20 protein-coding genes and 1 pseudogene are annotated in these 24,072 nt (G+C 33.3%); 12 read left to right on the top strand and 9 right to left on the bottom strand.

What is annotated here, in order from left to right; translation table 11 throughout:
- From BOW55_RS09155 to BOW55_RS09120, 8 genes are all read left to right on the top strand, one after another.
- Positions 1 to 1,626 carry a RagB/SusD family nutrient uptake outer membrane protein gene (locus BOW55_RS09155; protein WP_241686519.1) on the top strand — a complete coding sequence of 542 codons (1,626 nt, stop codon included), beginning with the start codon at positions 1 to 3 and terminating at the stop codon, positions 1,624 to 1,626.
- Positions 1,627 to 1,751: 125 nt separating this feature from the next.
- Positions 1,752 to 3,758 carry a heparinase II/III family protein gene (locus BOW55_RS09150; RefSeq protein ID WP_129023869.1) on the top strand — a complete coding sequence of 669 codons (2,007 nt, stop codon included), beginning with the start codon at positions 1,752 to 1,754 and terminating at the stop codon, positions 3,756 to 3,758.
- 78 nt (positions 3,759 to 3,836) lie between these two features.
- Positions 3,837 to 5,063, top strand: coding sequence for a glycoside hydrolase family 88 protein (locus BOW55_RS09145; protein WP_129023868.1), 1,227 nt, complete (start codon positions 3,837 to 3,839; stop codon positions 5,061 to 5,063).
- Between the two features lie 131 nt (positions 5,064 to 5,194).
- The gene (locus BOW55_RS09140) at positions 5,195 to 6,466 is read left to right on the top strand and encodes a DUF2264 domain-containing protein (RefSeq protein ID WP_129023867.1); all 1,272 of its coding nucleotides are present in this window, start codon (positions 5,195 to 5,197) and stop codon (positions 6,464 to 6,466) included.
- A 64-nt stretch (positions 6,467 to 6,530) separates the two neighbouring features.
- Entirely contained in the window at positions 6,531 to 7,817 is a 1,287-nt protein-coding gene (locus BOW55_RS09135; protein WP_129023866.1) for a DUF2264 domain-containing protein, read from the top strand.
- A 249-nt stretch (positions 7,818 to 8,066) separates the two neighbouring features.
- Positions 8,067 to 9,146, top strand: a complete 1,080-nt coding sequence (locus tag BOW55_RS09130; protein ID WP_241686518.1) for a DUF4861 family protein — start codon at positions 8,067 to 8,069, stop codon at positions 9,144 to 9,146.
- A gap of 6 nt (positions 9,147 to 9,152) precedes the next feature.
- Positions 9,153 to 9,923 (top strand): 2-dehydro-3-deoxy-D-gluconate 5-dehydrogenase KduD, encoded by a 771-nt coding sequence (kduD, locus tag BOW55_RS09125; protein WP_129023864.1) that lies wholly within the window; start codon positions 9,153 to 9,155, stop codon positions 9,921 to 9,923.
- A 217-nt stretch (positions 9,924 to 10,140) separates the two neighbouring features.
- Positions 10,141 to 10,599 carry an RNA methyltransferase gene (locus BOW55_RS09120; RefSeq protein WP_129023863.1) on the top strand — a complete coding sequence of 153 codons (459 nt, stop codon included), beginning with the start codon at positions 10,141 to 10,143 and terminating at the stop codon, positions 10,597 to 10,599.
- 24 nt (positions 10,600 to 10,623) lie between these two features.
- Here the strand turns inward: BOW55_RS09120 and BOW55_RS09115 are convergent, their stop codons facing one another.
- Together BOW55_RS09115 and mnmE are read right to left on the bottom strand one after the other, a co-directional pair.
- Positions 10,624 to 10,983 (bottom strand): hypothetical protein, encoded by a 360-nt coding sequence (locus tag BOW55_RS09115; protein ID WP_129023862.1) that lies wholly within the window; start codon positions 10,981 to 10,983, stop codon positions 10,624 to 10,626.
- Positions 10,984 to 12,384: a tRNA uridine-5-carboxymethylaminomethyl(34) synthesis GTPase MnmE gene (gene mnmE, locus BOW55_RS09110; RefSeq protein ID WP_129023861.1), complete on the bottom strand. Its 1,401-nt coding sequence runs from the start codon at positions 12,382 to 12,384 to the stop codon at positions 10,984 to 10,986.
- Positions 12,385 to 12,568: 184 nt separating this feature from the next.
- Between mnmE and BOW55_RS09105 the strand changes: the two genes are divergently transcribed.
- Both BOW55_RS09105 and BOW55_RS09100 read left to right on the top strand, forming a co-directional pair.
- On the top strand, positions 12,569 to 13,402 hold the full coding sequence (locus tag BOW55_RS09105; protein WP_129023860.1) for a universal stress protein: 834 nt from the start codon (positions 12,569 to 12,571) through the stop codon (positions 13,400 to 13,402).
- 67 nt (positions 13,403 to 13,469) lie between these two features.
- The gene (locus BOW55_RS09100) at positions 13,470 to 15,242 is read left to right on the top strand and encodes a DNA mismatch repair protein (RefSeq protein WP_129023859.1); all 1,773 of its coding nucleotides are present in this window, start codon (positions 13,470 to 13,472) and stop codon (positions 15,240 to 15,242) included.
- A gap of 116 nt (positions 15,243 to 15,358) precedes the next feature.
- On the opposite strand, the gene BOW55_RS09095 is transcribed toward BOW55_RS09100, so the two are convergent.
- Positions 15,359 to 15,988: a DsbA family oxidoreductase gene (locus tag BOW55_RS09095; protein WP_129023858.1), complete on the bottom strand. Its 630-nt coding sequence runs from the start codon at positions 15,986 to 15,988 to the stop codon at positions 15,359 to 15,361.
- Positions 15,989 to 16,134: 146 nt separating this feature from the next.
- Between BOW55_RS09095 and BOW55_RS09090 the strand changes: the two genes are divergently transcribed.
- Positions 16,135 to 16,791, top strand: coding sequence for a hypothetical protein (locus BOW55_RS09090; protein ID WP_129023857.1), 657 nt, complete (start codon positions 16,135 to 16,137; stop codon positions 16,789 to 16,791).
- Positions 16,792 to 16,948: 157 nt separating this feature from the next.
- Here the strand turns inward: BOW55_RS09090 and dnaN are convergent, their stop codons facing one another.
- The 6 genes and pseudogenes from dnaN to BOW55_RS09060 all read right to left on the bottom strand — a co-directional run bounded on the left by dnaN (position 16,949) and on the right by BOW55_RS09060 (position 23,283).
- Positions 16,949 to 18,067: a DNA polymerase III subunit beta gene (gene dnaN / locus BOW55_RS09085; RefSeq protein WP_089055834.1), complete on the bottom strand. Its 1,119-nt coding sequence runs from the start codon at positions 18,065 to 18,067 to the stop codon at positions 16,949 to 16,951.
- Positions 18,068 to 18,174: 107 nt separating this feature from the next.
- Positions 18,175 to 19,860 (bottom strand): gliding motility-associated ABC transporter substrate-binding protein GldG, encoded by a 1,686-nt coding sequence (gene gldG, locus BOW55_RS09080; protein WP_129023856.1) that lies wholly within the window; start codon positions 19,858 to 19,860, stop codon positions 18,175 to 18,177.
- A pseudogene (gldF, locus tag BOW55_RS09075) lies at positions 19,860 to 20,586 on the bottom strand (gliding motility-associated ABC transporter permease subunit GldF). Before gldF ends, gldG begins: the two are co-directional and overlap by 1 nt.
- A 61-nt stretch (positions 20,587 to 20,647) precedes the next feature.
- Positions 20,648 to 21,325, bottom strand: a complete 678-nt coding sequence (locus tag BOW55_RS09070; RefSeq protein WP_129023855.1) for a YggS family pyridoxal phosphate-dependent enzyme — start codon at positions 21,323 to 21,325, stop codon at positions 20,648 to 20,650.
- Positions 21,326 to 21,337: 12 nt separating this feature from the next.
- Positions 21,338 to 22,222: a 3-hydroxyacyl-CoA dehydrogenase family protein gene (locus tag BOW55_RS09065; RefSeq protein WP_129023854.1), complete on the bottom strand. Its 885-nt coding sequence runs from the start codon at positions 22,220 to 22,222 to the stop codon at positions 21,338 to 21,340.
- 95 nt (positions 22,223 to 22,317) lie between these two features.
- On the bottom strand, positions 22,318 to 23,283 hold the full coding sequence (locus BOW55_RS09060) for a Gfo/Idh/MocA family protein (RefSeq protein WP_089055829.1): 966 nt from the start codon (positions 23,281 to 23,283) through the stop codon (positions 22,318 to 22,320).
- A 144-nt stretch (positions 23,284 to 23,427) separates the two neighbouring features.
- On the opposite strand from BOW55_RS09060, the gene BOW55_RS09055 reads away from it, so the two are divergent.
- On the top strand, positions 23,428 to 24,069 hold the full coding sequence (locus BOW55_RS09055) for a protein-L-isoaspartate(D-aspartate) O-methyltransferase (RefSeq protein WP_089055828.1): 642 nt from the start codon (positions 23,428 to 23,430) through the stop codon (positions 24,067 to 24,069).
- The last annotated feature ends 3 nt before the right edge of the window (positions 24,070 to 24,072 follow it).

Here is a 24,072-nt window from a genome sequence, read left to right as displayed (position 1 = left end):
ATGATACTTAAAAATATAAAAATTGTTGCTGTATTGTTTTTAATTGCAACTGTACTATCATGTGATGTGGACCGAGTTCCAGAAACAAGCTTAAGTGATCCTTCTTTCTGGATGAACGAGAATGATTTAAAACTAGCAGCTAATTATTTTTACTCTAGATTACCAACTTTACCGGTAACCGATGATGTTTGGTCAGATGATGCATTTGGAACTGGACCAAATGCTATTAGTGAAGGATCGAGAATTCCTAGTGCAACTGATGCGAATTATAATGGAAATTACACCATCATTAGAGCAGCTAATAATATGATTGAAAAATCTTCTAAAACTTTAACGGCTGGTGTGACCGCAGAACGAGTTAATTGGTACGTTGGCGAAGCTGAATATTTTAGAGCTTGGAGCTATTATCAATTATTAAAACGCTATGGAGGTGTGCCGTTAATACTAAAAACATTGACAGAAAATGCACCTGAATTGCAGGCACCTCAAGCGACAAGAGAAGAAATTGTTGACGCAATATATAAAGATCTAGATAATGCAGTTCTTAAATTAAGAACTGCAACAGAATTAGGAACTGCAAATTATGGACGAATTTCAAAAACTGCTGCTTTAACATTAAAGGCTCAAGTAGCTTTGTTTGAAGGAACCCGTTCTAAATTTCATGCATACGGAGATCCTGTAAAGCACCTGACCATAGCCAAAGAAGCATCTAAATTGGTAATGCTTTCGGGAGAACATAGTCTTTTTAAAAATTACTTTCAATTATTGCAATATGAAGGAGAAGGTTTTGCAAACAAAGAAAATATTTTGGTTAAGCAATATGGTAAAGGCATATCTGAATCGACACTCAGTCATGTTGCTCAAAGAAATTTAGAAACTGGAGTGGCAAATCCGACTAAAGCATTAGCAGATTCTTATTTAATGAATGATGGTTTGCCTACCACGCAGTCTCCATTATATGTAATACCTAACAATACAGCCGAAGTTTTCAAGAATAGAGATCCTAGAATGGGAGATCGATTTTTTAAAGCAGGAGACCCTTATATTGGATCAGCTCCAGTATTTACTGTTCCTCCATTAAGTTTTGTAAAAACAGGTTTTGCCAACAGATGCTATGCTAATATTAATGACTGGACTTTACAAAGATCTTATATTGACATGCCAATTACTCGATATGCCGAAGTACTATTAATTTATGCGGAGGCTGCTTATGAATTAAATGGCAGTATTAGTGATGCCGACTTAAATCTATCTATTAATTTGCTTAGAAAAAGAGCCTCAGTTAATATGCCAAATTTAACAAATGCTTTTGTCGCTGCTAATGGATTAGACATGAGAACCGAAATTAGAAGAGAACGTAGAGTAGAACTAGCTCTTGAAGGTTTTCGTTATTGGGATTTAATTAGATGGAAAACTGCTGAAATAGAGTTACCAAAGGATGTTTTGGGAAGTTACTTTTTTGCTGAATTTGGTACATCAGTTATCCCTCTCTTAAATAGTCAGAATTATATTATTGCTCAAAAAGGTTCTGTTAGAACGTTCAATCCAGCAAGAGATTATTTATGGCCTTTTCCTATCAATGAATTAGCTCTTAATCCAAACCTAAAACAAAATCCAGGTTGGTAGTGGTATAAAAATTAAAAAGCTGTTTTTGTGTTAAAATTTAAACAGCTTTTTATTGTAAATTTTGTCCAATAGTAAATGGGTTATTATAGACATTATAAAGTTCAATATTATTAAAGCGTTCTATTATGACATACTTTTTAACTTCTTTCAAGACAAGTGTAAGCAATTATAAATCCTCATTTGGATGTGTTGTTCTTGGAATATTTTTACTTTTTTCGATTGTTTCAAATGCTCAGAAAAAAAGAGATTTACTCTCAGCATTTCTTCAACAAAATATATTAGAAACACAAGATGGATCATACAATATTCCTTTTGATAAAAAGGAGCTCCATGATAAAATCAAAAATTTGCCGCAAGACGTTCAAGAAAAGATACTATCTGAAGCCAATGAAGCCATGAAGTATAATTGGCCAAGTATTCCGGTGACTTCATATCTTGATTTCAAACGCAATGGAGACCGTATGAGGATGGAACAGTATTGGTCTGATGGTCTTGATGTTTTGAAAAAATTAGTTCTTGCTGAAGTTCTTGAAGGTCAAGGAAAATTTATTGATGCTATCATTAACGGAAGTTGGGCGGTATGTGAGCAATCGACATGGGTTTTATCTGCGCATTTGCCTTCACAAAAAGGAGGAGCAGGAATTCCAAACATAAATGATCCAATAATCGATTTAGGAGCTGGAGAAATGGCCAGTACGCTCGCTTGGACTTATTATTTTTTTAAAGATGATTTTGAAAAAGTCTCACCATTTTTAAAAGCTAGGATTCCTTATGAAATTACCCATAGAATTATTGAACCTTATATTGCTCGAGATGATTTTTGGTGGATGAGTTTTAAAAATGAAAATTTTGTAAACAATTGGAATCCGTGGTGCAATTATAATGTACTCTTAAGCACCTTATTACTAGGAGAAGAAATAACGCCAAAAGCACGTAAAGAGGTGATAGAGAAGAGTATGAAATCGGTAGATAAGTTTATAAATTACTATAAAGATGATGGCGCTTGCGAGGAGGGACCAGCTTATTGGAGTCATGCTGCTGCCAAGATGATGGAGTATTTGGAACTTCTTAAAACTTACTCAGGAGGAAAAATATCCTTGTCTGATTTTCCTATCATAAAAAACATGGGGAAATACATTTTGAATGCCCATATTTATGACGACTATTACATCAATTTTGCAGATTCTTCAGTAAGGTTACAGACTTCTCCAGGGATAGTTTTTAGGTATGGTTCTTATGTAAACGATACTTCATTAAAACAGTTTGGATCTTTTTTGGCCAAGAAAGAAGATTTCTATCTAAACCCCATAAAAGGTTCTTTAGATATTGCACTTCATAACATTGATATTTATCCCTTACTTAAAGACACTCCTGCTGTCGAATCAATCGAAATGTCTTTTTGGTATAATGGTACTGAAATTGCTGGAGGAAGAACAGATAAAAGCGCTTCAAAAGGTTTTTTCTTTGCTGCAAAAGGAGGGTACAATGACGAAAGTCACAATCACAATGATGTAGGCACTTTTATACTTTATCATGATGGCAAGCCGCTTTTTGTAGATATTGGAGTCGAAACCTATTCTAAAAAAACTTTTGGTCCCGAGCGATATAAAATTTGGACTATGCAGTCTGATTATCATAACCTACCTATGATTAATGGTTTTGCTCAAGTTGACGGGAAAAAATTCAAAGCTTCGGAGGTTCACTTTCTAAACTCTAAATCGCAACTCCGTTTTAGTTTGAATTTGGCTGGTGCATATCCAGAAGCTGCTTCTTGTAAATCGTGGAATAGAACTTATACTTTAAAAAGAGCATCTAAGTCTGAACTAATTATTGAAGATCAATTTGAATTGAAAGAATATAAAGGAGAATCAATACAGCATTTTATAGTAGCACAGCTTCCTATATTGGAAAAAGAAGGCAAAATAAAGTTGAAAGATAAAGCAGGAAGAAGTGTTAGTTTTTATTATCCTGAAGATCTTTTTAGTGTAAAAATAGAAGAACTGATTCTTACTGATAAACGATTACTAAGTTCTTGGAAACAAGATAGATTATATCGGATTATAATGACCGATAAGAAAAAATTATCTGCCAACAAATATAAGTTTCAAATCGTTGAAAACTTGCAAAACTGAAAACAAACACATTATTAAAAAAACGTTTGTAAAAATTTATTAAGAACATATTACAAAATCTAATTTAACCCAAAAAGCATGAAACAATCAGCCAGAAAGAAGTCTGTTTTTATAGTAATCTTATGTTTATGGATATCTAACGCCAATTTTGCACAAGGCTCATCAACCGAAAATACGTCAACTAAAAATAGAATGACGAAACTCATTGATGACGAATTTAATTTTGCTGCCCAACAATATAAGCTGCTAGGTAAAAACGTTGCAAGAGATGTTATGCCTGTAACGTTTAACAAAAAAGAAAATAAGGTAGAAACGAGTAATACTAAATGGTGGTGCAGTGGTTTTTTTCCTGGAACCCTTTTATATATTTATGAGTACACAAAAGATGCTGAAATAAAAGCAGAAGCCGAAAAACGATTGGCAATTCTGGAAAAAGAAAAACACTATACAGGTAATCATGACCTTGGTTTTATGATGTATTGTAGCTTTGGTAATGCTTATAGACTTTTTGGTAAACCAGAAGACAAGGCTACTATCGATACTGCAGCAGCTTCCTTGTCAACTCGATACCGTCCTTCTATAAAAGCAATTCAAAGTTGGGATAGCAGCAAGAATTTCAAATGCCCAGTGATTATTGATAATATGATGAATTTAGAATTATTGAGTTGGGCAAGTGATAACGGTGCAGATCCTAAATTCAAAGAAATTGCTATTACACACGCAAATACCACTATAAAAAATCATTTTAGACCAGATTATAGTTCCTATCATGTATTAGATTATGACTTAACTACGGGTGAAGTTTTGCGTAAAGTAACTTGGCAGGGAGCAGCAGATTCATCGGCTTGGTCTCGTGGTCAAGGATGGGGTTTGTATGGGTATACAATGATGTATCGTTTTACAAAAGACAAAAATTATTTATTACAGGCAAAAAATATAGCCAAGTTCATCCTTAATAACCCTAATTTACCAGCAGATAAGATTCCGTATTGGGATTTTGATGCACCGAACATACCAAATGCTTTACGTGATGCTTCGGCAGGTGCATTAATTGCTTCAGCACTATTAGAATTAGGACAATATTCTAATAAAAAAGAGAAAAAAGAATATGTTGCAGTAGCTGAAAAGATAATCGAATCACTTGCTTCAGACAAATACCGAGCTAAGTTAGGAGAAAATGGAGGGTTTCTTTTAATGCACAGTGTAGGCGCTTTGCCATTTAAATCAGAAGTTGATGTGCCGCTTACTTATGCTGATTATTATTTTTTGGAGGCATTGCTGCGATATAAGAAATGGTATTTATAAAATTTAAAAAAGCTTTAGTCGAGGGCACTAATTTCCAAAGAAAAATAACTCCATTTTTAACACATGGAATTGAAAAATGTTCAATTATCAATCCACAATAGTGATTATAAACAATACATAAAGATAAAGAAATGATACAAAGAAGAAATTTTCTGAAATGGTCATCTTTGCTTGCTATTACAGGTTTTATTCCTGGACAAGATATAGTGGCGAACACAAATGCTATCTTGAATGATAATATGCCAGTCAAACAAAATGACCGAGCGTATTGGGTAGATTTAATGGATAAGATTGCAACTCCTGTTTTAAGCAATATGAGCAAAGGAGAATTACGAAAAAATATGCCAGTAGAATATAGTCCTATTTGGGATGGTCGAAATAAAGAAGTGGCGTATATGGAGGCCTTTGGACGGCTGATTCCTGGACTTGCGCCTTTTCTTGCGCTACCAGTAGATAGTTCTGCTGAAGGTACTCTTAGAAAAAGACTCCTTTTACAAGTACAACAAAGTCTTGCACATGCAGTAGATCCTAATAGTCCAGATTATTTATACTGGGGATCAACAAAAACAGCTCAGCCTTTGGTAGATGCCGCTTATATAGCACAAGCCTTATTGACGGCTCCTGCCGTATTGTGGGAACCACTAGATCCTATAACCAAACAGCGCTATATATATGAATTTAAAACTATTCGTCAGATAAAACCATTTAATAATAACTGGGTGTTATTTGCCGCTACAATCGAGAGTTTTTTACTAAGTATAGGAGAAGATATTGATGCTACAAGAATAGATACTGCGATTGATAAAATAAATAAGTGGTATGTCGGTGATGGTTGGTACAGCGATGGCGATAAATTCCATTTTGATCACTATAACGGGTTTGTTATTCACAATATGCTGGTTGAAGTATTAAAAGTAAATACAGCAAAAGGAAGAAGAGATACTAAAGAATACGATATTGCTTATAAAAGAATGCAGCGTTATGCTTCTTTTCAAGAGCGGTATATTTCGCCTGAGGGTACATTCCTGGCAGTAGGACGTTCTTCGACTTATCGTGTTGGGGCGTTTCAACCATTAGTAAAATTAGCCTTGGATGATGCTTTACCTGAAGAAATAAAACCTGCACAGGTTCGATGTGCTTTAACTGCAGTAATGAAGAATATGTTCATTCCATCCACTTTTACAAATGGCGATTGGCTAACCTTAGGATTGGTAGGCAGCAAGCAAAAAGATATTGCCGATTATTATTCCAATACTGGCAGTATGTACATTACATCATTAGTATTCTTGCCATTAGGTTTACCTGATACACATGAATTTTGGACAGGGGCTTTTACAGATTGGACCCAGCGAAAAGCTTGGACTGGTCAATCCTTTAAAAAAGACTATGCGGTAGATTATTGATTTTATTAGTAAAAAAAACAATTCAAAAGGAAAGAGAATTAACAATACAATCCAGAATAGCGATATGAAGAATGGAATAAATAGAAAAATTTCGAATGTTAGTGCTGTGCTGTTATTATTAGCAGTAAGTCTTCCAGCATCTAATGTCTCTGCTCAAAAAAACAAAGATAAATCCCAAGAGAAGCAATTAATTAGTGCCAATGGTAAACAAGACAGAGAGTATTGGTCTCAATTGTTGTATAAAATTTCATATCCAGTAGTGCACAATCTGGCGGAAGAAACTTTGAAGAAAAACATGCCATTGGAGATGGGGCCAGATTATTATTTACAGGTAAAAAAAGTGACCTATCTTGAAGCAGTAGGCCGTACGATGGCGGGTATTGCTCCTTGGCTGGCTCTTGCAGATGATGATACAAAAGAAGGAATTTTGAGAAAAAAATTACGTCAAGAACTACTCAAAGGATTAACACATGCTGTTGATCCAAATAGTGCTGATTACTTGAATTTTCGCTCTGAAAAACAACCTATTGTCGATGCGGCCTATATGGCTCAAGCATTTCTGCGTGCCCCAAAAGCATTATGGGATCCATTGGATTCTATAACTAAAAAGAGAATAGTAGAAGAGTTTAAAACATTACGTACCAGATCCGGCGCCTACAATAATTGGTTATTATTTGCAGGTATAAATGAAGTATTCTTATTGAGTGTTGGCGAAGAACCTGATCCTGCTCGTATTGAGTTTGCTAAAAAGAAAATGATCGAATGGTATCAAGGCGACAGCTGGTATAGTGATGGTCCTAGTTTCAGTATGGATTATTATAATAGTTATGTTATTCATCCTATGTTAGTAGACTTTTTAAAAGTGTTGGTAGATAAAAATAAGATTAGTAAAGACGAATATGAAACAGCTGTAAAAAGAATGATTCGATATTCAGAATTTTTAGAACGTGTAATTGCCCCTGACGGGAGTTATCCTGCATTTGGTCGTTCCATCACGTATCGTACTGGAGCTTTTCAGGCTCTGGCACAAACAGCACTTATGGAAAAATTACCAGAACATATTACGCCTTCGCAAGTACGCAGCGGTTTAACTGCTGTAATGCATCGTATGTACGATGGATGTGATAATTTTGACAAAAACGGATGGTTAGTGCTAGGTTTCTGTGGGCATCAACCTATGATAGCTGATCAATATACTTCGACTGGAAGTTTATATATGGCTACTTTGGGATTCTTAACACTGGGATTACCTGCAGATAATATATTTTGGACTGGACCCGCTGCAGATTGGACAGCAAAAAAAGCATGGAGCAATCAGTCCTTTAAAAAAGATTACAAAGTAGAATATTAATTTTATAAAAATGTCACTGCTCTGAGTTTGATGTTGTACAAACCTGCAAGGTTCAAATAGGCATGACCGAAGTAATGACCAGTAGTATTTGAAACATCAGGGAACCTATACTTGGGGTGAAGGGTAGAAGCTTATTTTTACTTTAAAGCTCAAGAAAATCAAATTGCTTGCATTAATGAATTAAGATAACGAATTATGAAAATTATCAAAACCTTTTTTTGGGTTGCTCTTATTTTACCTATATCCCTTTTGGGACAACAAACAAAAGTTACAATTAATATTGAAAACAGTTCGGCTTTAGCACGTAAAGAAAGCGTTGTAGCAGTTAAATGGGAAAATGTTTTATCCCGTTTTCCGAAAATCGATACTACTAATTTTTTAGTGCTTGATGCAATAACAAAAAAACAAATTCCTTTTCAGCTTGAACACAAAGGTTTACAAAGTATTCAAAACTTATTAATTCAGGTTAATGTTAAAGCAAAATCGACACTTACTCTTTTGATACAACAAGGAAAACCACAACCATTTAATGCCAAAACCTACGCTCGTTTCATACCAGAACGTAAAGATGATTTTGCTTGGGAAAATGACAAAATAGCTTTTCGTACCTATGGGAAAGCCATAGAAAAAACAAAAGAAGATGCGTACGGTTTAGATGTTTGGGTTAAACGAACGGATAAATTAGTTATTGATGAACGATATAAATTAGGGAACTATCATATAGATAATGGTAACGGAATGGATTACTATCATGTGGGATTTTCATTAGGTGCTGGAAATATGGCACCATATGTAAATGATACCATTCGTTATTCGGCAAATTACCATCAATGGAAAATATTGGATAACGGGCCGTTACGTTCCTCTTTTCAGTTAACCTACGATACTTGGAATGCTGGAGGAATCAAAGTTAGGGCAATAAAAGTCATTTCCTTAGATGCAGGATCACAACTTAATCGCATAGAAAACATTTATACTTTTGAAGATAATAAACCTTTGCCTGTTGTTGTAGGTATAATAAAAAGACCTGAAAATGGTATTATGTCATTAAACGAACAGCAAGGTATAATGGGATATTGGGAACCTAATCATGGTGAAGATGGTATTACAGGTGTTGGTACTATATTGACATCGCCAGTAAGTAATATGTTTGTGGACAATAAGCAGCTATTGGCCAAAACTACAGTCAAAAGCAACGAATCGATTGTTTACTATGCTGGAGCAGCTTGGAATAAGGCTGGAGAAATAATTGACTCCAAACAATGGTTTGAGTACTTAGATCGATTTTTTCAACAAATTAAGGAGCCTCTGATAGTAACCCTAAAATAAAAAAAAATGAAATCAATACAGATGTTTCAATTAGAAGGCAAATTAGCATTGGTAACTGGTTGCAAAAGGGGAATTGGTAAAGCAATGGCTATCGCTCTAGCAGAAGCTGGTGCAGATATTATAGGAGTATCGGCCAATTTAGAATCGAGTGGAAGTGAGGTAGAACAAGAAATAATTGCGACGGGAAGAAAATTTTATGCTTATCAATGTGATTTTTCAAATCGAGAATCGTTAAAGGAATTTATTAAAAAAGTAAAAGAGGATCATCCTCATATAGATATTCTGGTCAACAACGCAGGAACTATTTTACGCAAACCTATAGCTGAGCATCCTGATGAATATTGGGATGAAGTTATAGCTGTTAATCAAACTGCACCTTTTATTTTGACAAAGGAAATTGGTAAGGAGATGGTAAAAAAAGGACAGGGGAAAATTATCTTTATAGCTTCTCTGCTTTCATTTCAAGGAGGAATTACCGTTCCGGGTTATGCTGCAAGTAAAGGAGCGATTGCTCAGTTAACAAAAGCTTTTGCCAATGAATGGGCTGAAAAAGGCGTAAATGTAAACGCAATTGTGCCAGGCTATATTTCTACTGACAATACAGCAGCCCTGCGTGCTGATGAAAATAGAAACCAGTCTATTTTAGGACGTATTCCTGCTAATCGTTGGGGAGAACCAGAAGATTTTAAAGGACCAATTGTTTTTCTGTGCTCAAATGCAGCCGATTATGTTCACGGAGCATTATTAACTGTTGATGGCGGTTGGATGGGAAGATAGATTCGCAAAAAACACTTTTTAGATCATTAATTAAGGCAGCAGAAACTCCAATCTTGGAAGATTTACAACCAGAAAAAGGAGAAGTAAAATAATAAATGATTTTTTAAAGCAGATTGTAAAAAGGCGCTAGTTTCATCAGAAATTAGTGCCTTTATAATATTTGTTGTATCTCAATAAAAAATTGATTTATACTTAGACAGTTCGTATTTTTGTCCCTATGAATGATAATTTTACAAACGAATACTTTGGAATAGGCATACAAAATGGTAAAACACCCGAAAATTTAGGTGTTTTGTGGCGATCTGCTCAAAACTTAGGCGCTACTTTTATATTTACCATAGGAAATCGATATGCCAAACAAGCCTGTGATACTCACGATGCTGTAAAAGCGATTCCTTATTTTCATTACGATACTTTTGAAGCTTTCCTTGAAAACTTACCTAAAGGAGCGCGATTAGTAGGTGTTGAACTAAACGAAAAAGCTTCGGATTTAGAAACCTACGAACATCCAAGACGTTGTGTTTATTTATTGGGCGCAGAAGATCACGGTTTATCCAAAAAAGTAATGGAAAAATGCCACCATTTGGTAAAATTCAAATCAGTAAAGAGTTTAAATGTTGCTGTGGCGGGAACTATTGTTATGTACGATAGAAACTTGGCTAAACCGCGTTCATAAAACGATAATTTCTTATTTCTTGAACTAGTTTAGCTTTTCACTGCTTTTTATCCTTAAACAATACTCAGCTCCTAAATAGAGTGGGTTTCCGTGTTTTTCAGACCAAAATCCGTCCAGAACATCTTTGGTTAAGCATCTATAGACAGCAACTCCTTTATAAGTTTTGTTGTCTTCACCTTTGTAGTTGAAATTGACGACCAGAATATTGTCTTTAAAGAAACCAGAACCTTTTTGTTCTTGTGAATTATTAATTAGCCATTTCGCTTTAATTCGATTATTTTTATCTAATGATAAACTCAAAGTACCTTTATAGGTAATTTCATGGTTTTCGTCTTGATTCTTTCCAGAAATAGAGTAATCACCAACTAAATCTTGTATAGTCATTTATTTCCCGATGCAAAAATTAGCAAAAATATTACCAAGCAATTCATCATTGGAAACCTGACCAGTAATCAGTCCAAATTGGTATAAAGCTTCACGGATATCAAGCGCAATAAGGTCACTTGAAAGATTAGTTTCAAGACCGTATTTTACTTTTTGAATCTCATCTAAAGCTTTAAGTAAAGAATCATAATGTCTTGTATTTGTTACTATAGTTTCATTGTTACGAAGAGCTCCTGTGTTTACAAAAGAAAGTAATTCGTTCTTTAAATCGTCAACACCAATTTTCTCTTTAGCAGAAATCAGTAAAAGTTTTGCATTTAAATTTTCAAGCTTAGTCGTGATGTTCGAAACTTCATCAGCAGACAATATATCTCTTTTGTTTACAACAATTACTAAAGGTTTAAGCGGATATTTATTTTTGATTTGTTCAATTTCAGAGACAAACTCAGAACTTGAAACCTGGAACTTTAAACCATCAAATAAATAGATCACAACCTGAGCCTGATCAATTTTTTCGAAAGTTTTTTTGATTCCAATACTTTCAACCACATCCTTAGTTTCACGAATTCCAGCAGTATCTATAAAACGAAAACCAATACCGCCAATCACCAATTCATCTTCAATAGTATCACGAGTTGTTCCAGCAATGTCCGAAACTATCGCACGTTCTTCGTTTAATAAAGCATTCAACAAAGTTGATTTTCCTACATTCGGCTCACCAACAATGGCAACCGGAATTCCATTTTTAATTACATTTCCAACTGCAAACGAATCAATTAAGCGTTTTAAAACAAATTCAATTCGATTCAGTAACTCATGGAATTGTGTTCTATCAGCAAACTCAACATCTTCTTCAGCAAAATCTAATTCAAGTTCAATTAAAGAAGCAAAATTTAAAAGTTCCTCTCTCAGTTTCGCAATTTCATTACTAAATCCGCCGCGCATTTGCTGCATAGCGATTTGGTGTGAAGCCTCGTTGTCTGATGAAATTAAATCAGCGACTGCCTCTGCTTGCGATAAATCAAGTTTTCCGTTCAAGAAAGCCCTTAAGGTAAATTCTCCAGCATCAGCCATTCTGCATCCTTTTCGTAATAATAACTGAATAATCTGCTGCTGAATATAAGTAGAGCCGTGACAAGAAATTTCGATAGTGTCTTCGCCTGTATAAGAATTGGGACCTTTAAAAACAGATATCAAAACTTCGTCAAGTGTTTTTTCATTATCAAAAATATGCCCTAAATGCAAAGTATGTGTTTTTTGCTTCGTTAAGTCTTTATTTTTAATGGATTTAAAAACAGAATTACCAATTGTAATGGCTTCAGCACCCGAAATACGAATTATTGCAATAGCGCCTGCTCCAGATGGAGTAGCCAATGCAACTATAGAATCTTGATTTATCATAGTGCAAAGGTATAAAAAAAGCAGAAATCATTAAAAGAGCTTAGTGATTGAATTATGGATGAGAATAACTCTTTTTATTTGTCTTATTAAGAAAATATTAATTGTTAAATTCCTGATAATTATCAGACCTTTTTGTTTTTATAATGTTTAAATTTGAGTAATAAACCTATAAAACTCAAATAAAATGAAAAAGATATTATTTCCTACGGATTTTTCTGAAGCAGCAACAAATGCGTTTGTACACGCTTTAGAATTTGCTAAAATTGTCAAAGCCGAGCTTGTTTTGCTTCATACATTTGAGATTCCGGTTTATGACAGCCAGTTTTTTCCAGAGAATTACGCTTCGATTTACAGTTCGATAGAATTGGCAAAGTTTGAAATGTTTAAAGATGAAATTCCTAAACTTCGCGCTATTGCTGCCGAACGAAAATTAGATGATATTGTAATTAAGCACCGTTTAATGGATGGCGATTTAATTTATAATCTCAAAAATGCAGTAGAAGAGGATCAGATTGATTTTGTAATTATGGGAACTACAGGCGCTTCTGACTGGACAAAATTCTTTACTGGATCAAATACTAATTCTGTAATTTCGGGAGTTGATGTGCCGGTTTTATGCGTTCCAGCGGATGCTAAATTTAAGAAAATCAAAACAATTGGTTTTACAACCCGCTATCGTGAGAAAGACAAAGAAGTACTTAGAAAAATATTGAAAATCGCAAAGAAAACAGATGCGAAAGTAAAAAGTTTGTACGTAAGATCATCTGATACTGATGTTGATGATGCGACAATTAAAGAATGGGACAAAGAATTTGCAGCTGAAAATGTCGAATTTTTAGTATTGCCAAGCGATGAAATAAAAGAAACCATTCTTGATTTTATTCTTTATAAAGACATTGATATTCTGACTACTATCACGCATAAAAGATCTTTCTTTGAATCGATTTTTGAATCAAGTTTTAGTAAAAAAATCACCAAAGAAGTTTCGATACCTGTTTTGATCATGCATGAAAAATGAATTCACTAGTAAACACAAGCTTTTTGTAAGTGTAAAACCTATATTTGTATTTCATTAAAAGATAAAGATGGAACTATATCAAAATAAAGTTGAACACTTTACAAAAGTTTTTAATAAAATCAATAAAAGATACAACAGCATCAGTGTTTTAAGACTGATAAGCGTTTTTTTATGCTTGTTTATGTTGTTTTATTACATCAAAACAAATCAATTATTTTATGTTGGTTTTGCTTTTCTATCTTTTGTTGGTTTTCTTATTTTAATGAGAATCCATTCTAAATTATCAATTCAAAGGGAACTTACAAAAGCAATACTTAAAATCAATGAAAATGAAATCTCATTTTTAAAAAGGGAAAAACTTCCTTTTGAAAACGGAATTGAATTCAATGATTTCCATCATCCTTATGCGTACGATTTAGATATTTTTGGAGATCATTCGTTATTTCAAAATTTAAATCGAACTGCTACTTTTATTGGTAAGAAAACATTAGCAGAAAAATTATTAATTCTGTTTCCTAATGAAGCAATTCTTGAAAATCAAGAGGCAATTGATGAATTAAATAAAAAGATCGATTGGCGTCAGGAATTTCATGCTTTAGCAATCGTCAGCAACGATTCTAAAAGTTCGTATGAATCATTACTTCATTGGAATTCATTTAAAAATAATACTTTACCTAAAGTTTTAATTGCACTTTCAGTTATTCTTCCAACTCTTTTTTTTGGTTTTTTGATCGCTTATATTATTACATCAAAAACCATTTTATTGCCCTATTTGACCTATATTTTTATATTTAATATGATGGTTATGGGAAAATCTTTCAAGCGAATTCATTCGGAAATTGCTAAGGCCGATAACGTTGATAAAATCATAAAACAATATAGTTTATTAGTTGAAAAAATAGAAAAAGAGACTTTTCATTCAAAGAAATTAATCGACTTGCAGAAACAGTTAATTTTTAAAAATGCGACTGCAAGTACACATTTAAAACAATTATCTGAATTGTTTTCCAGAATGGATACGATAAATAATTTGGTAACTGCAATTGTTTTTAACGGTACTTTTTTGTTTAATCTTCATGTTTTGAGATCACTTTTAAAATGGAAAGAAAACTATTCAGAAGAACTTGAAAAATGGATCTCAATTATTGGCGAATTTGAAGCCTTGAACAGCTTAGCAAATTTAGCACATAATAATCCAGACTTTGTATATCCTGAAATTAATACAGAATACAAAATAGGTTTCGAAAATCTAAGCCATCCATTACTAAATCCGATAAGCAGAGTAGGGAATGACACGCACTTTTATCCTGAGTCATTTATGATTTTAACAGGATCAAATATGTCTGGAAAAAGTACTTTTTTAAGAAGTTTAGGAATTAATATGGTTCTTGGCGGAATTGGTTCAGTTGTTTGTGCTTCAAAAGCGAATATGCATCCACTTCCAGTTTTGGTTTCAATGCGATTGTCTGATTCTTTAGCAGACAGCGAATCGTACTTTTTTGCTGAAATTAAACGTTTAAAACAAATTATGGACGCTTTAGAAGATCGTCCTGCGTTCGTTCTGCTGGATGAAATTTTAAGAGGTACAAATTCTGATGATAAACGAAATGGAACTATTGAGGTAGTAAAGAAAGTCATTGCAAAAAAAGCAATTGGTGCAATAGCAACACACGATATTGAGGTTTGTTTAACAACAAATGAATATCCAGAGATTCTAACTAATCAATGTTTTGAGGTTGAAATAAAGGACAACGAACTTCATTTTGATTATAAACTTCGCACAGGAATCTGCAAAAATAAAAGTGCTACTTTCTTAATGCAGAAAATGGGAGTTATATAATTTTAGATTTTAGAATGTAGATTTTAGATTTTGCCACTCTGAGCGAAGTTGAAGAGCGCAACGTTACCATATAAGAAATAATCTAAAATCTACATTCTAAAATCAAAAACTAAAATTTATTTAAGCCCTTCTTTAATGGTTTGAACAAAAGCTTCAACCGGCTGTGCGCCAGAAACAGCATACTTTCGATCAAAAACAAAAAACGGAACTCCTTGTACGCCAATTTGATTAGCTTCGTGAATGTCAGAATGAACATCATTTAAATAAAGATTTTCATTTTCAACAACCTCTTTAACTTCATCTGAGTTTAAACCTGCTTTTGTTCCTAATTCGATTAGAGTTTGAGCATCATTTAAATCTCGTCCTTCTGTAAAATAAGCCTTGAAGAAAATTTCTTCCATTTCATCGCCAAGATTATTCTTTTTTGCCAAATGAATAATTCTATGTGCTGTTAAAGAGTTTGATATAATTGCTTTATCAAAATGATAATCTAAACCAACACTTTTAGCACGTTCTACGACACCTTTATGCATTTCTATAGATTGTTCTACAGAAATACCTTTGCGTTCCGCTAGAAACGTGTAAACATCTTTACCTGATTGCGGTTCAATTGTTGGATCAAGCTGAAAGCTTTTCCATTCAATTTCAATTTCGTCATTAGGAAACTGTTCTAAAGCCGTTTCCAATTGCCTTTTTCCGATATAACAAAACGGACACATGATGTCCGACCAAATTTCTATTTTCATATTACAAAAATAAGAAATATTTGTTTCTGAGTAAATAATCTCCATTTGAGACCTAAAGAAAAAGTTTTTATGTAAAGGAAATAAGTATTTTAGCACAAATAAGTCTGTAAAGGTTTATCCATTTAAAAAACACTGTAATTTTTACTATGAAGAAAAAAACATATGCCTTTTTATTGATTATGCTTTCTATATCATTAAACGCACAAGTAAGAGGTTCTATAGATTTAGGCCTTTATCGCCATACAGATTTTCAAGAATCTGTGTATATTCAGGGCGGATTAGGCTTAGAAGTTAAGGTTTATAAGTTTTTAAAACCAGAATTAAGTGTTAGTTATTACTACGGAAGACTTGAAGACTATAGTAAATTAGATGATCAGGGAAATATTACGAGCGTATCTACAGCGAATGCTTCAGCTTTAAATTTTGGTTTTACGCCTAAAATATGTATCTCTTGTGGAGAGTATAGTGCAGGTGATGCACTTTTGCAAATTCTGCCTATTTATAACATTGCAAGAATTGAGGCTCAAGGAAATTATACCGCAATTAATCAAAGTAGTCAAGCTCAAATAACAACAAAGAAGGAAACTGTAACAGAGTGGCAGCAATCAATTGGGATTGGGGTTGGTTTAGATATTATTCTTTCTGATAAAAATTACGACTCTTTGGCTGTTAACTTATATTATACCGGCGTAAATATGGGAAAAGCTTTAGGAAGAGTAGAAAAGAGTGAAACAAGATACGACAGCAGAACTCTAGGATTAGGACTGAATTATTATTTTGGTTTTAAAAAGAAGAAAAACTAGATTTTATAGTAGAACTAAAAAACCGCAACTCTCAAAAAGAATTGCGGTTTCTAGGTATAAAAAATGGTTGGTTAATAGCGATACTATTTTTTTTTACAATGATATGTCTTTAATTTGAAATTAAAAAAAATCTCTGTAACAAAAAGAAGTTTTGATGTTAACTATTTAACATTACAGGCATTACAAGCATAGTAACGGTTTCTCCTTCTTCTAAACCATCAACTGGAGTAAGGATTCCAGCTCTGTTAGGCAATGACATTTCTAACATAATCATGTCTGATTGTAAGTTAGTAAGCATTTCAGTTAAAAAACGTGAGTTAAAACCAATTTGAAGATCATCTCCTTGATAATCACAAGTCAATCTTTCTTCTGCTTTATTTGAGTAATCTATATCTTCTGCAGAAACATTTAATTCAGCTCCAGCAATTTTTAAACGAATTTGGTGTGTCGTTTTATTTGAGAAAATCGCAACACGCTTAACAGAGCTTAAAAATAATGAACGATCGATCATTAATTTGTTTGGATTTTCTTTTGGAATTACCGCTTCATAATTAGGGTATTTTCCATCAATTAAACGACATGTTAAAATATAATTATCAAATGAGAAAGTTGCATTTGAGTCGTTGTATTCAATTTTTACTTCAGCATCAGAAGCTCCTAAAATACTCTTTAAGATATTTAAAGGTTTCTTTGGCATAATAAAATCTGCCACTTGAGACGCTTTGACATCTGTACGCGCATACTTTACTAATTTGTGTGCATCTGTAGCTACAAAAGTCAATCCTTCTGGTGAAAACTGGAAGAATACTCCAGACATTACCGGACGTAAATCATCGTTTCCAGCAGCAAAAATAGTTTTACTTACAGCAGTTGCTAGAACATCAGCAGGAACTAAAGTTACTGAAGGCTCTTCAAGATTTACAGATTTAGGAAATTCTTCTCCAGCAGCATATGCTAAAGCATATTTTCCTGAGTTTGAGCTGATCTCAACAGTATTGTTATCTTCAACTGTAAAAGTTAAAGGTTGTTCAGGAAATGTTTTTAAAATTTCAAGTAAAAGTTTTGCAGGTACTGCAACACTTCCTTTACTTGTAGAATCGATTGTTAATGTCGCTGACATTGTCGTTTCAAGATCAGATGCCGAAACTGTCAACTCATTATTGTCTAGTTCAAATAAAAAGTTATCTAAAATAGGAAGTGTATTATTGCTGTTAATAACACTGCCTAGAACTTGTAATTGTTTTAATAAGTACGAACTCGATACTATAAATTTCATCGTCTTTTGTTTTATTTTTTGGAGTATTCTTTAGTATTTATATTCTAAAGATACAGATTACAAATATATCGTAAACATTCTTAGTTTTCCAATTTTTTTATCAACATCTATTTACTGTATTTTCTTTTTCTTATAAATGTAAATATAAGCCCAAAAACCAGTAAAATTAGAATTGGAAGTCCGATAGTTATGAATTGTGTTGTGGTATAATTTTCATAAACTTTTTCCTTGTCTAATAATGGCAGTTCAACATCTTTGCTTCTAATGTTAATAAGTCCAGTATCGTCCAGCAGGTAATTAATACAATTCATCATAAAATCTTTATTGTCGTAAAGATTTCCAGTTCTTTGATCATAACCCAGTTCAACCGGCATCATGTTTTTGTCTAATTGATTTCTTGCCAAATCGCCATCAGAAATAACAATCATTTTTGTTGGTTTTCCTTTTGGCTGAAATGAATCATTTTTGAATGGTAAAACACGATTTTCAAAAGCAGAATGGAAATTTCCTTCTAATAAAACAGACAAGTTTAAGTATCCTTTATTGATATAATCTTGCGGAGATGTTTTTTCAGCAACAACGTTCAAATTAACTTCAGCTGGAGAACCAATTTGTCTTGAATATTGAGAAGATTGCAATAAAATGGTCTTTTTAATTCCGTTCTTCAACGTATCAATTGGACTTGCAAAGTCAAATTTAATACCTCCCAAATGTTTTACAATTGGATGCTCGGAGTTTGGATGAACAAGCGGAGCAAATTTCCAGATAAAATCTTGGTACTGCGTTGCACTTCCTTGTTCTCCTGTTGCCAGTTTTATTGGACTTCCTTGCTCATCTTTTACTAAATCAGGATTAATTCTAAATCCGTATTTAAAGAACATATCATTTAAATTCAGATCTCTCGGATAAGCTAAAATAGCACCGGATTGATTGTATAAACTATCCATATCTGCAGCGACCTGATCGATAAGCCATATCGTTTTACCGCCGTTGATGATAAACTGATCTAAAACCTGTTTTTCTTCATCTGAAAATCTTTCGGTTGGTTTTGAGATTATCGCTAAATCGTATTTTTTAAGAGCTGCTAATGTTCCGTTTGGATCTTTGGCAACACAGTCTAAAGTAAAGGGGCCAATGTAATAGCTTTCTTTAATTTGTCTTAGTAATTTGCCAATATGAATTTCAGATAACTCACCATTTCCTTTAATAATGGCAACTTTTTTCTGTCTGTCTTTAGTGATTTTATTAATTGCATCCGCAATTGAATATTCTAAATGCTGGATAGAACCAATTACTTTTTGAGTAGTTGAAGCTCCCATTATATTTTTTAATAAAGGAATGTTGACTTCTTTATTATTGTAAACTGCAATTGCCCAAGGAAAAACCATAGCTTGAGATTGTTTTCCTTTATCGTCAACAGTAATGTTTATTGGTGTAAGCCCTTTTTGGTAAAGCGATTTTACAACATCCATGCTTTCTTCTCCGTTTTCCATAGGATTAACAAATTCAAAAACAATATTGTTGTTGTAAGCTTGAAATTCTTCTAGTAACTGTTTAGTTTCTTGTTGTAAACGACGAAAATCCGCAGGAAGATCTCCCTGCATATAAATCTTAATAGATAATGGATTTTTGACCTGTTTTACAATTTGTAAAGAGGTTTCAGATAAAGTGTATCTTTTGTCTTTAGTTAAATCGAAACGGTGAAAAAATAAGCTTCCGAGAACATTTAAAACAATTAAAACAAAAATTGTAATGCCTAACGCTTTGAGGTTTTTTTGAGTATATGGCTTCATTACGCTTTAAAAGATTTTAATTGGTAAACGGTAAAGGATAAAAATAGTATTGTGATGCTTAAAAAATAAATAACATCACGAGTATCAATAACACCTCGGCTTATACTTTTAAAATGATCCTGCATACCAAATGCTGCAATGATGCTCGAAGAACCTGGCAGTAATCCTACTAAACCTTGAAATCCAAAATAGAAGAAAAAACATAAAAAAAACGGCAATAATAAACGCAACGATTTGATTTTCTGAAAGGGTAGAAGTAAAGATTCCAATTGCAGAATAAGAAGCAATTAAAAACAGTAATCCAAAATAAGAACCAACTGTACTTCCCATATCAATATTTCCTTCTGGAGAGCCTAAACCTGAAATCACTTTTACGTAAATAAAAGTAGGGATGATTGCCAGAATAATAAGAATTAAAGAACCAAAGAATTTTCCGTTTACAATCTGCCAAATCGATAGCGGTTTGGTTAAGAGTAGTTCCAGTGTTCCTTGTTTTTTTTCATCAGAGAAACTTCTCATTGTAATGGCTGGAATCAGAAAAATCAAGATCCATGGAGTTAACGTGAAAAATGGAGTCAAATCAGTATAACCAGTATTTAAGATATTGTAATCTCCCTCGAAAACCCATAAAAAAAGTCCGTTGCTTATCAGGAAAATGGCAATAACCAAATAGCCGATAGGTGAGCCGAAAAAAGATTTTATTTCTCGTAAAATGATCGATTTCATTTATTTGTATTTAATTCGTTTGTTTTTTCTTAGTTAAGAATTATTGTTTTTTTAATCTTTTTTATCTTCCTCCAAAAATACTGCTTCCTATACGTACCATCGTGCTGCCGCATTCGATCGCAAGTTGGTAATCGCCCGACATTCCCATTGAAATTGTCGAAAAATGATCTAAGGTAGAGGCGCACTGCAGTGCGTCTTTACGTTGTTTTATAGAATCAAAAATTGATTTCAAATGAGTAAATTCTTTTCTAATTTGGTTTTGATCTTCTGTAAAAGTAGCCATTCCCATCAATCCTAAAATTCGAATATTTTCTAATTCCTTAAATGCTGAAGATGCTAAAAGTTCATTCAACTCCTCTTCGTCTAAACCAAATTTAGATTCTTCTTCAGCTATGTATATTTGAAGAAGGCAGTCAATAATTCTATTGTTTTTTAAAGCTTGTTTGTTGATTTCTTGTAACAATTTTAAACTATCAACACCATGTATCAAAGTTACATAAGGTGCCATAAATTTAACCTTGTTTGACTGAACGTGACCAATCATATGCCATTGAATATCTTTTGGCATCTCTTCCCATTTATCAGTCATTTCCTGAATTTTGTTTTCTCCAAAAATACGCTGTCCAGCTTCGTAAGCCTGTATCAAATCTGAAACAGGTTTTGTTTTTGAAACGGCAACTAGAGTTACTTGTTCAGGTAAGCTTTCTTTGATTGTATTTAAATTCGACTGAATCGACATGATAATTCTTTTTTATAAAAACTGCTTAGAGATTTTCTCTGCTTTTTTGCTTTCGCTATAATCGTAAAAACCTTCACCAGATTTTACTCCTAATTTCCCTGCTCTAACCATATTCACTAATAATGGACAAGGTGCATATTTTGGATTTTTGAAGCCTTCATACATTACGTTCAAGATAGCAAGGCACACAGGACCAATAAAATCAGCTAATTGAAGCGGCCCCATTGGGTGTCCCATTCCTAATTTCATTACTGTATCAATTTCATAAACTCCCGCAACTTTATTGTATAACGTTTCGATTGCTTCGTTTAGCATTGGCATTAAAATTCTATTAGCCACAAAACCTGGATAATCATTTACTTCAACAGGAGTTTTTCCAAGTTTTACAGATAAATCCATGATAATTTTAGTGACTTCATCGCTTGTGTTGTATCCACGAATGATTTCTACTAATTTCATAATCGGCACAGGATTCATAAAATGCATTCCAATAACACGTTCAGGATGTGCTACAACAGAACCAATTTGCGTAATTGAAATAGAAGAAGTGTTCGTTGCTAAAATGGTATTGTGAGAACAAGCTTCGTTTAACTGTTTGAAAATGTTAAGTTTTAATTCTACATTTTCTGTAGCAGCTTCAACAACTAAATCAGCACCAACAACTCCATCCTTAATATCAGTATAAGTAATAATATTAGTAATGGTTTTTGCAACGTCTTCTTGAGTTATAGAACCTTTTGCAAGCATACGATCTAGATTGGCTGCAATAGTTGCCATTCCTTTATCTAATGATTTTTCTGAAACATCAATTAGTTTAACCACAAAACCACTTTGTGCAAAAGTATGAGCGATTCCGTTACCCATAGTTCCAGCACCAATTACAGCTATCGTTTTCATTTAAATTTTGATATTATATTTATGATTTTAGCCACGAATTCACTATTTGAAGCAAATTACGTGGCTAATTTAAGTTTTAAAATTTATTTACTATTTTATTTATCGAAACAATCAATTATTTGGTACGCGACACGCAAAGCATCAGTTGCTTGTTCAAGCGTTACCACTGGAGTTGTATCTGTTTTGATAGCGTTTGCAAATGATTCTAATTCATCTAGAATTGCGTTGTTGTGTTCAACATCTGGATTTGTAAAATAGATTTGTTTTTTTACACCTTCGGCATTTTGCAAGATCATATCAAAATCTCCTGGGGTTTCTGGCGCATCTTTCATGCGGACTACTTCGCATTTTTTTTCTAAAAAGTCAACTGAGATATAAGCATCTTTCTGAAAAAAACGAGTTTTACGCATGTTTTTCATCGAAATTCTACTTGCTGTTAAGTTTGCAACACAGCCATTTTCAAATTCAATTCTGGCATTTGCAATATCTGGAGTGTCACTAATTACAGAAACACCGCTTGCATGAATATCTTTTACTTTTGAATTAACAACACTAAGAATAGCATCAATGTCATGAATCATTAAATCCAAAACTACAGGAACATCTGTACCGCGAGGATTAAACTCGGCCAAACGATGTGTTTCGATAAACATTGGATTTTCGATCATTTCTTTTGTGGCAATAAAAGCGGGATTAAAACGCTCTACATGACCAACTTGCCCTTTTACATTGTATTCTTTGGCTAAAGCAATAATTTCTTCAGCTTCTTCTACAGTATTGGCAATTGGTTTTTCAATAAAGATATGTTTACCAGATTTTATCGCCACTTTTGCACATTTATAGTGCGAAAGTGTTGGGGTTACAATATCGATAACATCGACAGCGTGAATAAGTTTTGCAATTGTGCTGAAGTTTGTATAGCCAAATTCTTTTGAAATTCTTTCGGCATTTTCTTGATTTTCGTCGTAAAATCCAACTAATTCGTATTGGTCAGATTGTTGTAATAAGCGTAAATGTATTTTACCAAGATGACCAGCACCTAAAACTCCTACTTTTAACATGAGAATGTATTTTAAACAAAAATATAATTTATTTGTTTAAAGTGAAAGTTAATGCAATAAAGATTTAACGATTTAATATTTAAAAATCATTATTTTGATTTCCTATTTAGTTTCTTATTTTTGCCAAAATAAAACCTACCCATTTTGAAAGATACTGCCAAACATCAAGGACTTCGTAATCAATTAGTAAGCACTTTAGAACAAAAAGGAATTACTGATAGAGCGGTCTTAGAGGCGATAAAAAAAATTCCAAGACACCTTTTTTTGAATTCAAGTTTTGAAGATTATGCTTATCAAGATAAGGCATTTCCTATAGGCGCGGGACAAACTATTTCGCAGCCTTACACCGTTGCTTTTCAATCGCAGTTATTGGAAGTGAAAAAAGAACATAAAATTCTAGAAATCGGAACTGGTTCTGGTTATCAAACGGCTGTTTTGTGTATGCTGGGAGCAAAAGTTTTTAGTGTAGAAAGACAAAACGAATTATTTAAGAAAACATCCAACTTATTTCCAAAATTAAATATTCGCCCAAAACACCTGTCTTTTGGTGATGGTTATAAAGGACTTCCAGGTTACGCTCCTTTTGATAGTATTATTGTTACAGCAGGTGCACCGTTTATTCCGCAGCCATTAATGGCGCAGTTAAAAATAGGAGGAAGGCTTGTTATTCCGTTAGGTGAAGATGTTCAGATTATGACCTTGTTAATTAGAAAGAACGAAACTCAATTTGAAAAACATGAGTTTGGAGAGTTTAGATTTGTTCCTTTGTTAGAAGATAAAAATTAGTAA

Source organism: Flavobacterium sp. YO12 (assembly GCF_004119495.1).
Lineage (GTDB): Bacteria > Bacteroidota > Bacteroidia > Flavobacteriales > Flavobacteriaceae > Flavobacterium.
Note: the sequence above shows the minus strand (reverse complement) of the source record. Positions and strands in the feature narration are given on the sequence as shown.

Coding starts and splice junctions, on each gene's coding strand:
- BOW55_RS09100 (WP_129023859.1), top strand. CDS start 13,470: ATGGAACTATATCAAAATAAAGTTGAACACTTTACAAAAGTTTTTAAT.
- BOW55_RS09150 (WP_129023869.1), top strand. CDS start 1,752: ATGACATACTTTTTAACTTCTTTCAAGACAAGTGTAAGCAATTATAAA.
- gldG (WP_129023856.1), bottom strand. CDS start 19,860: ATGAAGCCATATACTCAAAAAAACCTCAAAGCGTTAGGCATTACAATT.
- kduD (WP_129023864.1), top strand. CDS start 9,153: ATGAAATCAATACAGATGTTTCAATTAGAAGGCAAATTAGCATTGGTA.
- BOW55_RS09070 (WP_129023855.1), bottom strand. CDS start 21,325: ATGTCGATTCAGTCGAATTTAAATACAATCAAAGAAAGCTTACCTGAA.
- BOW55_RS09120 (WP_129023863.1), top strand. CDS start 10,141: ATGAATGATAATTTTACAAACGAATACTTTGGAATAGGCATACAAAAT.
- BOW55_RS09135 (WP_129023866.1), top strand. CDS start 6,531: ATGAAGAATGGAATAAATAGAAAAATTTCGAATGTTAGTGCTGTGCTG.
- BOW55_RS09115 (WP_129023862.1), bottom strand. CDS start 10,983: ATGACTATACAAGATTTAGTTGGTGATTACTCTATTTCTGGAAAGAAT.
- BOW55_RS09155 (WP_241686519.1), top strand. CDS start 1: ATGATACTTAAAAATATAAAAATTGTTGCTGTATTGTTTTTAATTGCA.
- BOW55_RS09065 (WP_129023854.1), bottom strand. CDS start 22,222: ATGAAAACGATAGCTGTAATTGGTGCTGGAACTATGGGTAACGGAATC.
- BOW55_RS09145 (WP_129023868.1), top strand. CDS start 3,837: ATGAAACAATCAGCCAGAAAGAAGTCTGTTTTTATAGTAATCTTATGT.
- BOW55_RS09140 (WP_129023867.1), top strand. CDS start 5,195: ATGATACAAAGAAGAAATTTTCTGAAATGGTCATCTTTGCTTGCTATT.
- BOW55_RS09060 (WP_089055829.1), bottom strand. CDS start 23,283: ATGTTAAAAGTAGGAGTTTTAGGTGCTGGTCATCTTGGTAAAATACAT.
- BOW55_RS09105 (WP_129023860.1), top strand. CDS start 12,569: ATGAAAAAGATATTATTTCCTACGGATTTTTCTGAAGCAGCAACAAAT.
- BOW55_RS09095 (WP_129023858.1), bottom strand. CDS start 15,988: ATGAAAATAGAAATTTGGTCGGACATCATGTGTCCGTTTTGTTATATC.
- dnaN (WP_089055834.1), bottom strand. CDS start 18,067: ATGAAATTTATAGTATCGAGTTCGTACTTATTAAAACAATTACAAGTT.
- mnmE (WP_129023861.1), bottom strand. CDS start 12,384: ATGATAAATCAAGATTCTATAGTTGCATTGGCTACTCCATCTGGAGCA.
- BOW55_RS09090 (WP_129023857.1), top strand. CDS start 16,135: ATGAAGAAAAAAACATATGCCTTTTTATTGATTATGCTTTCTATATCA.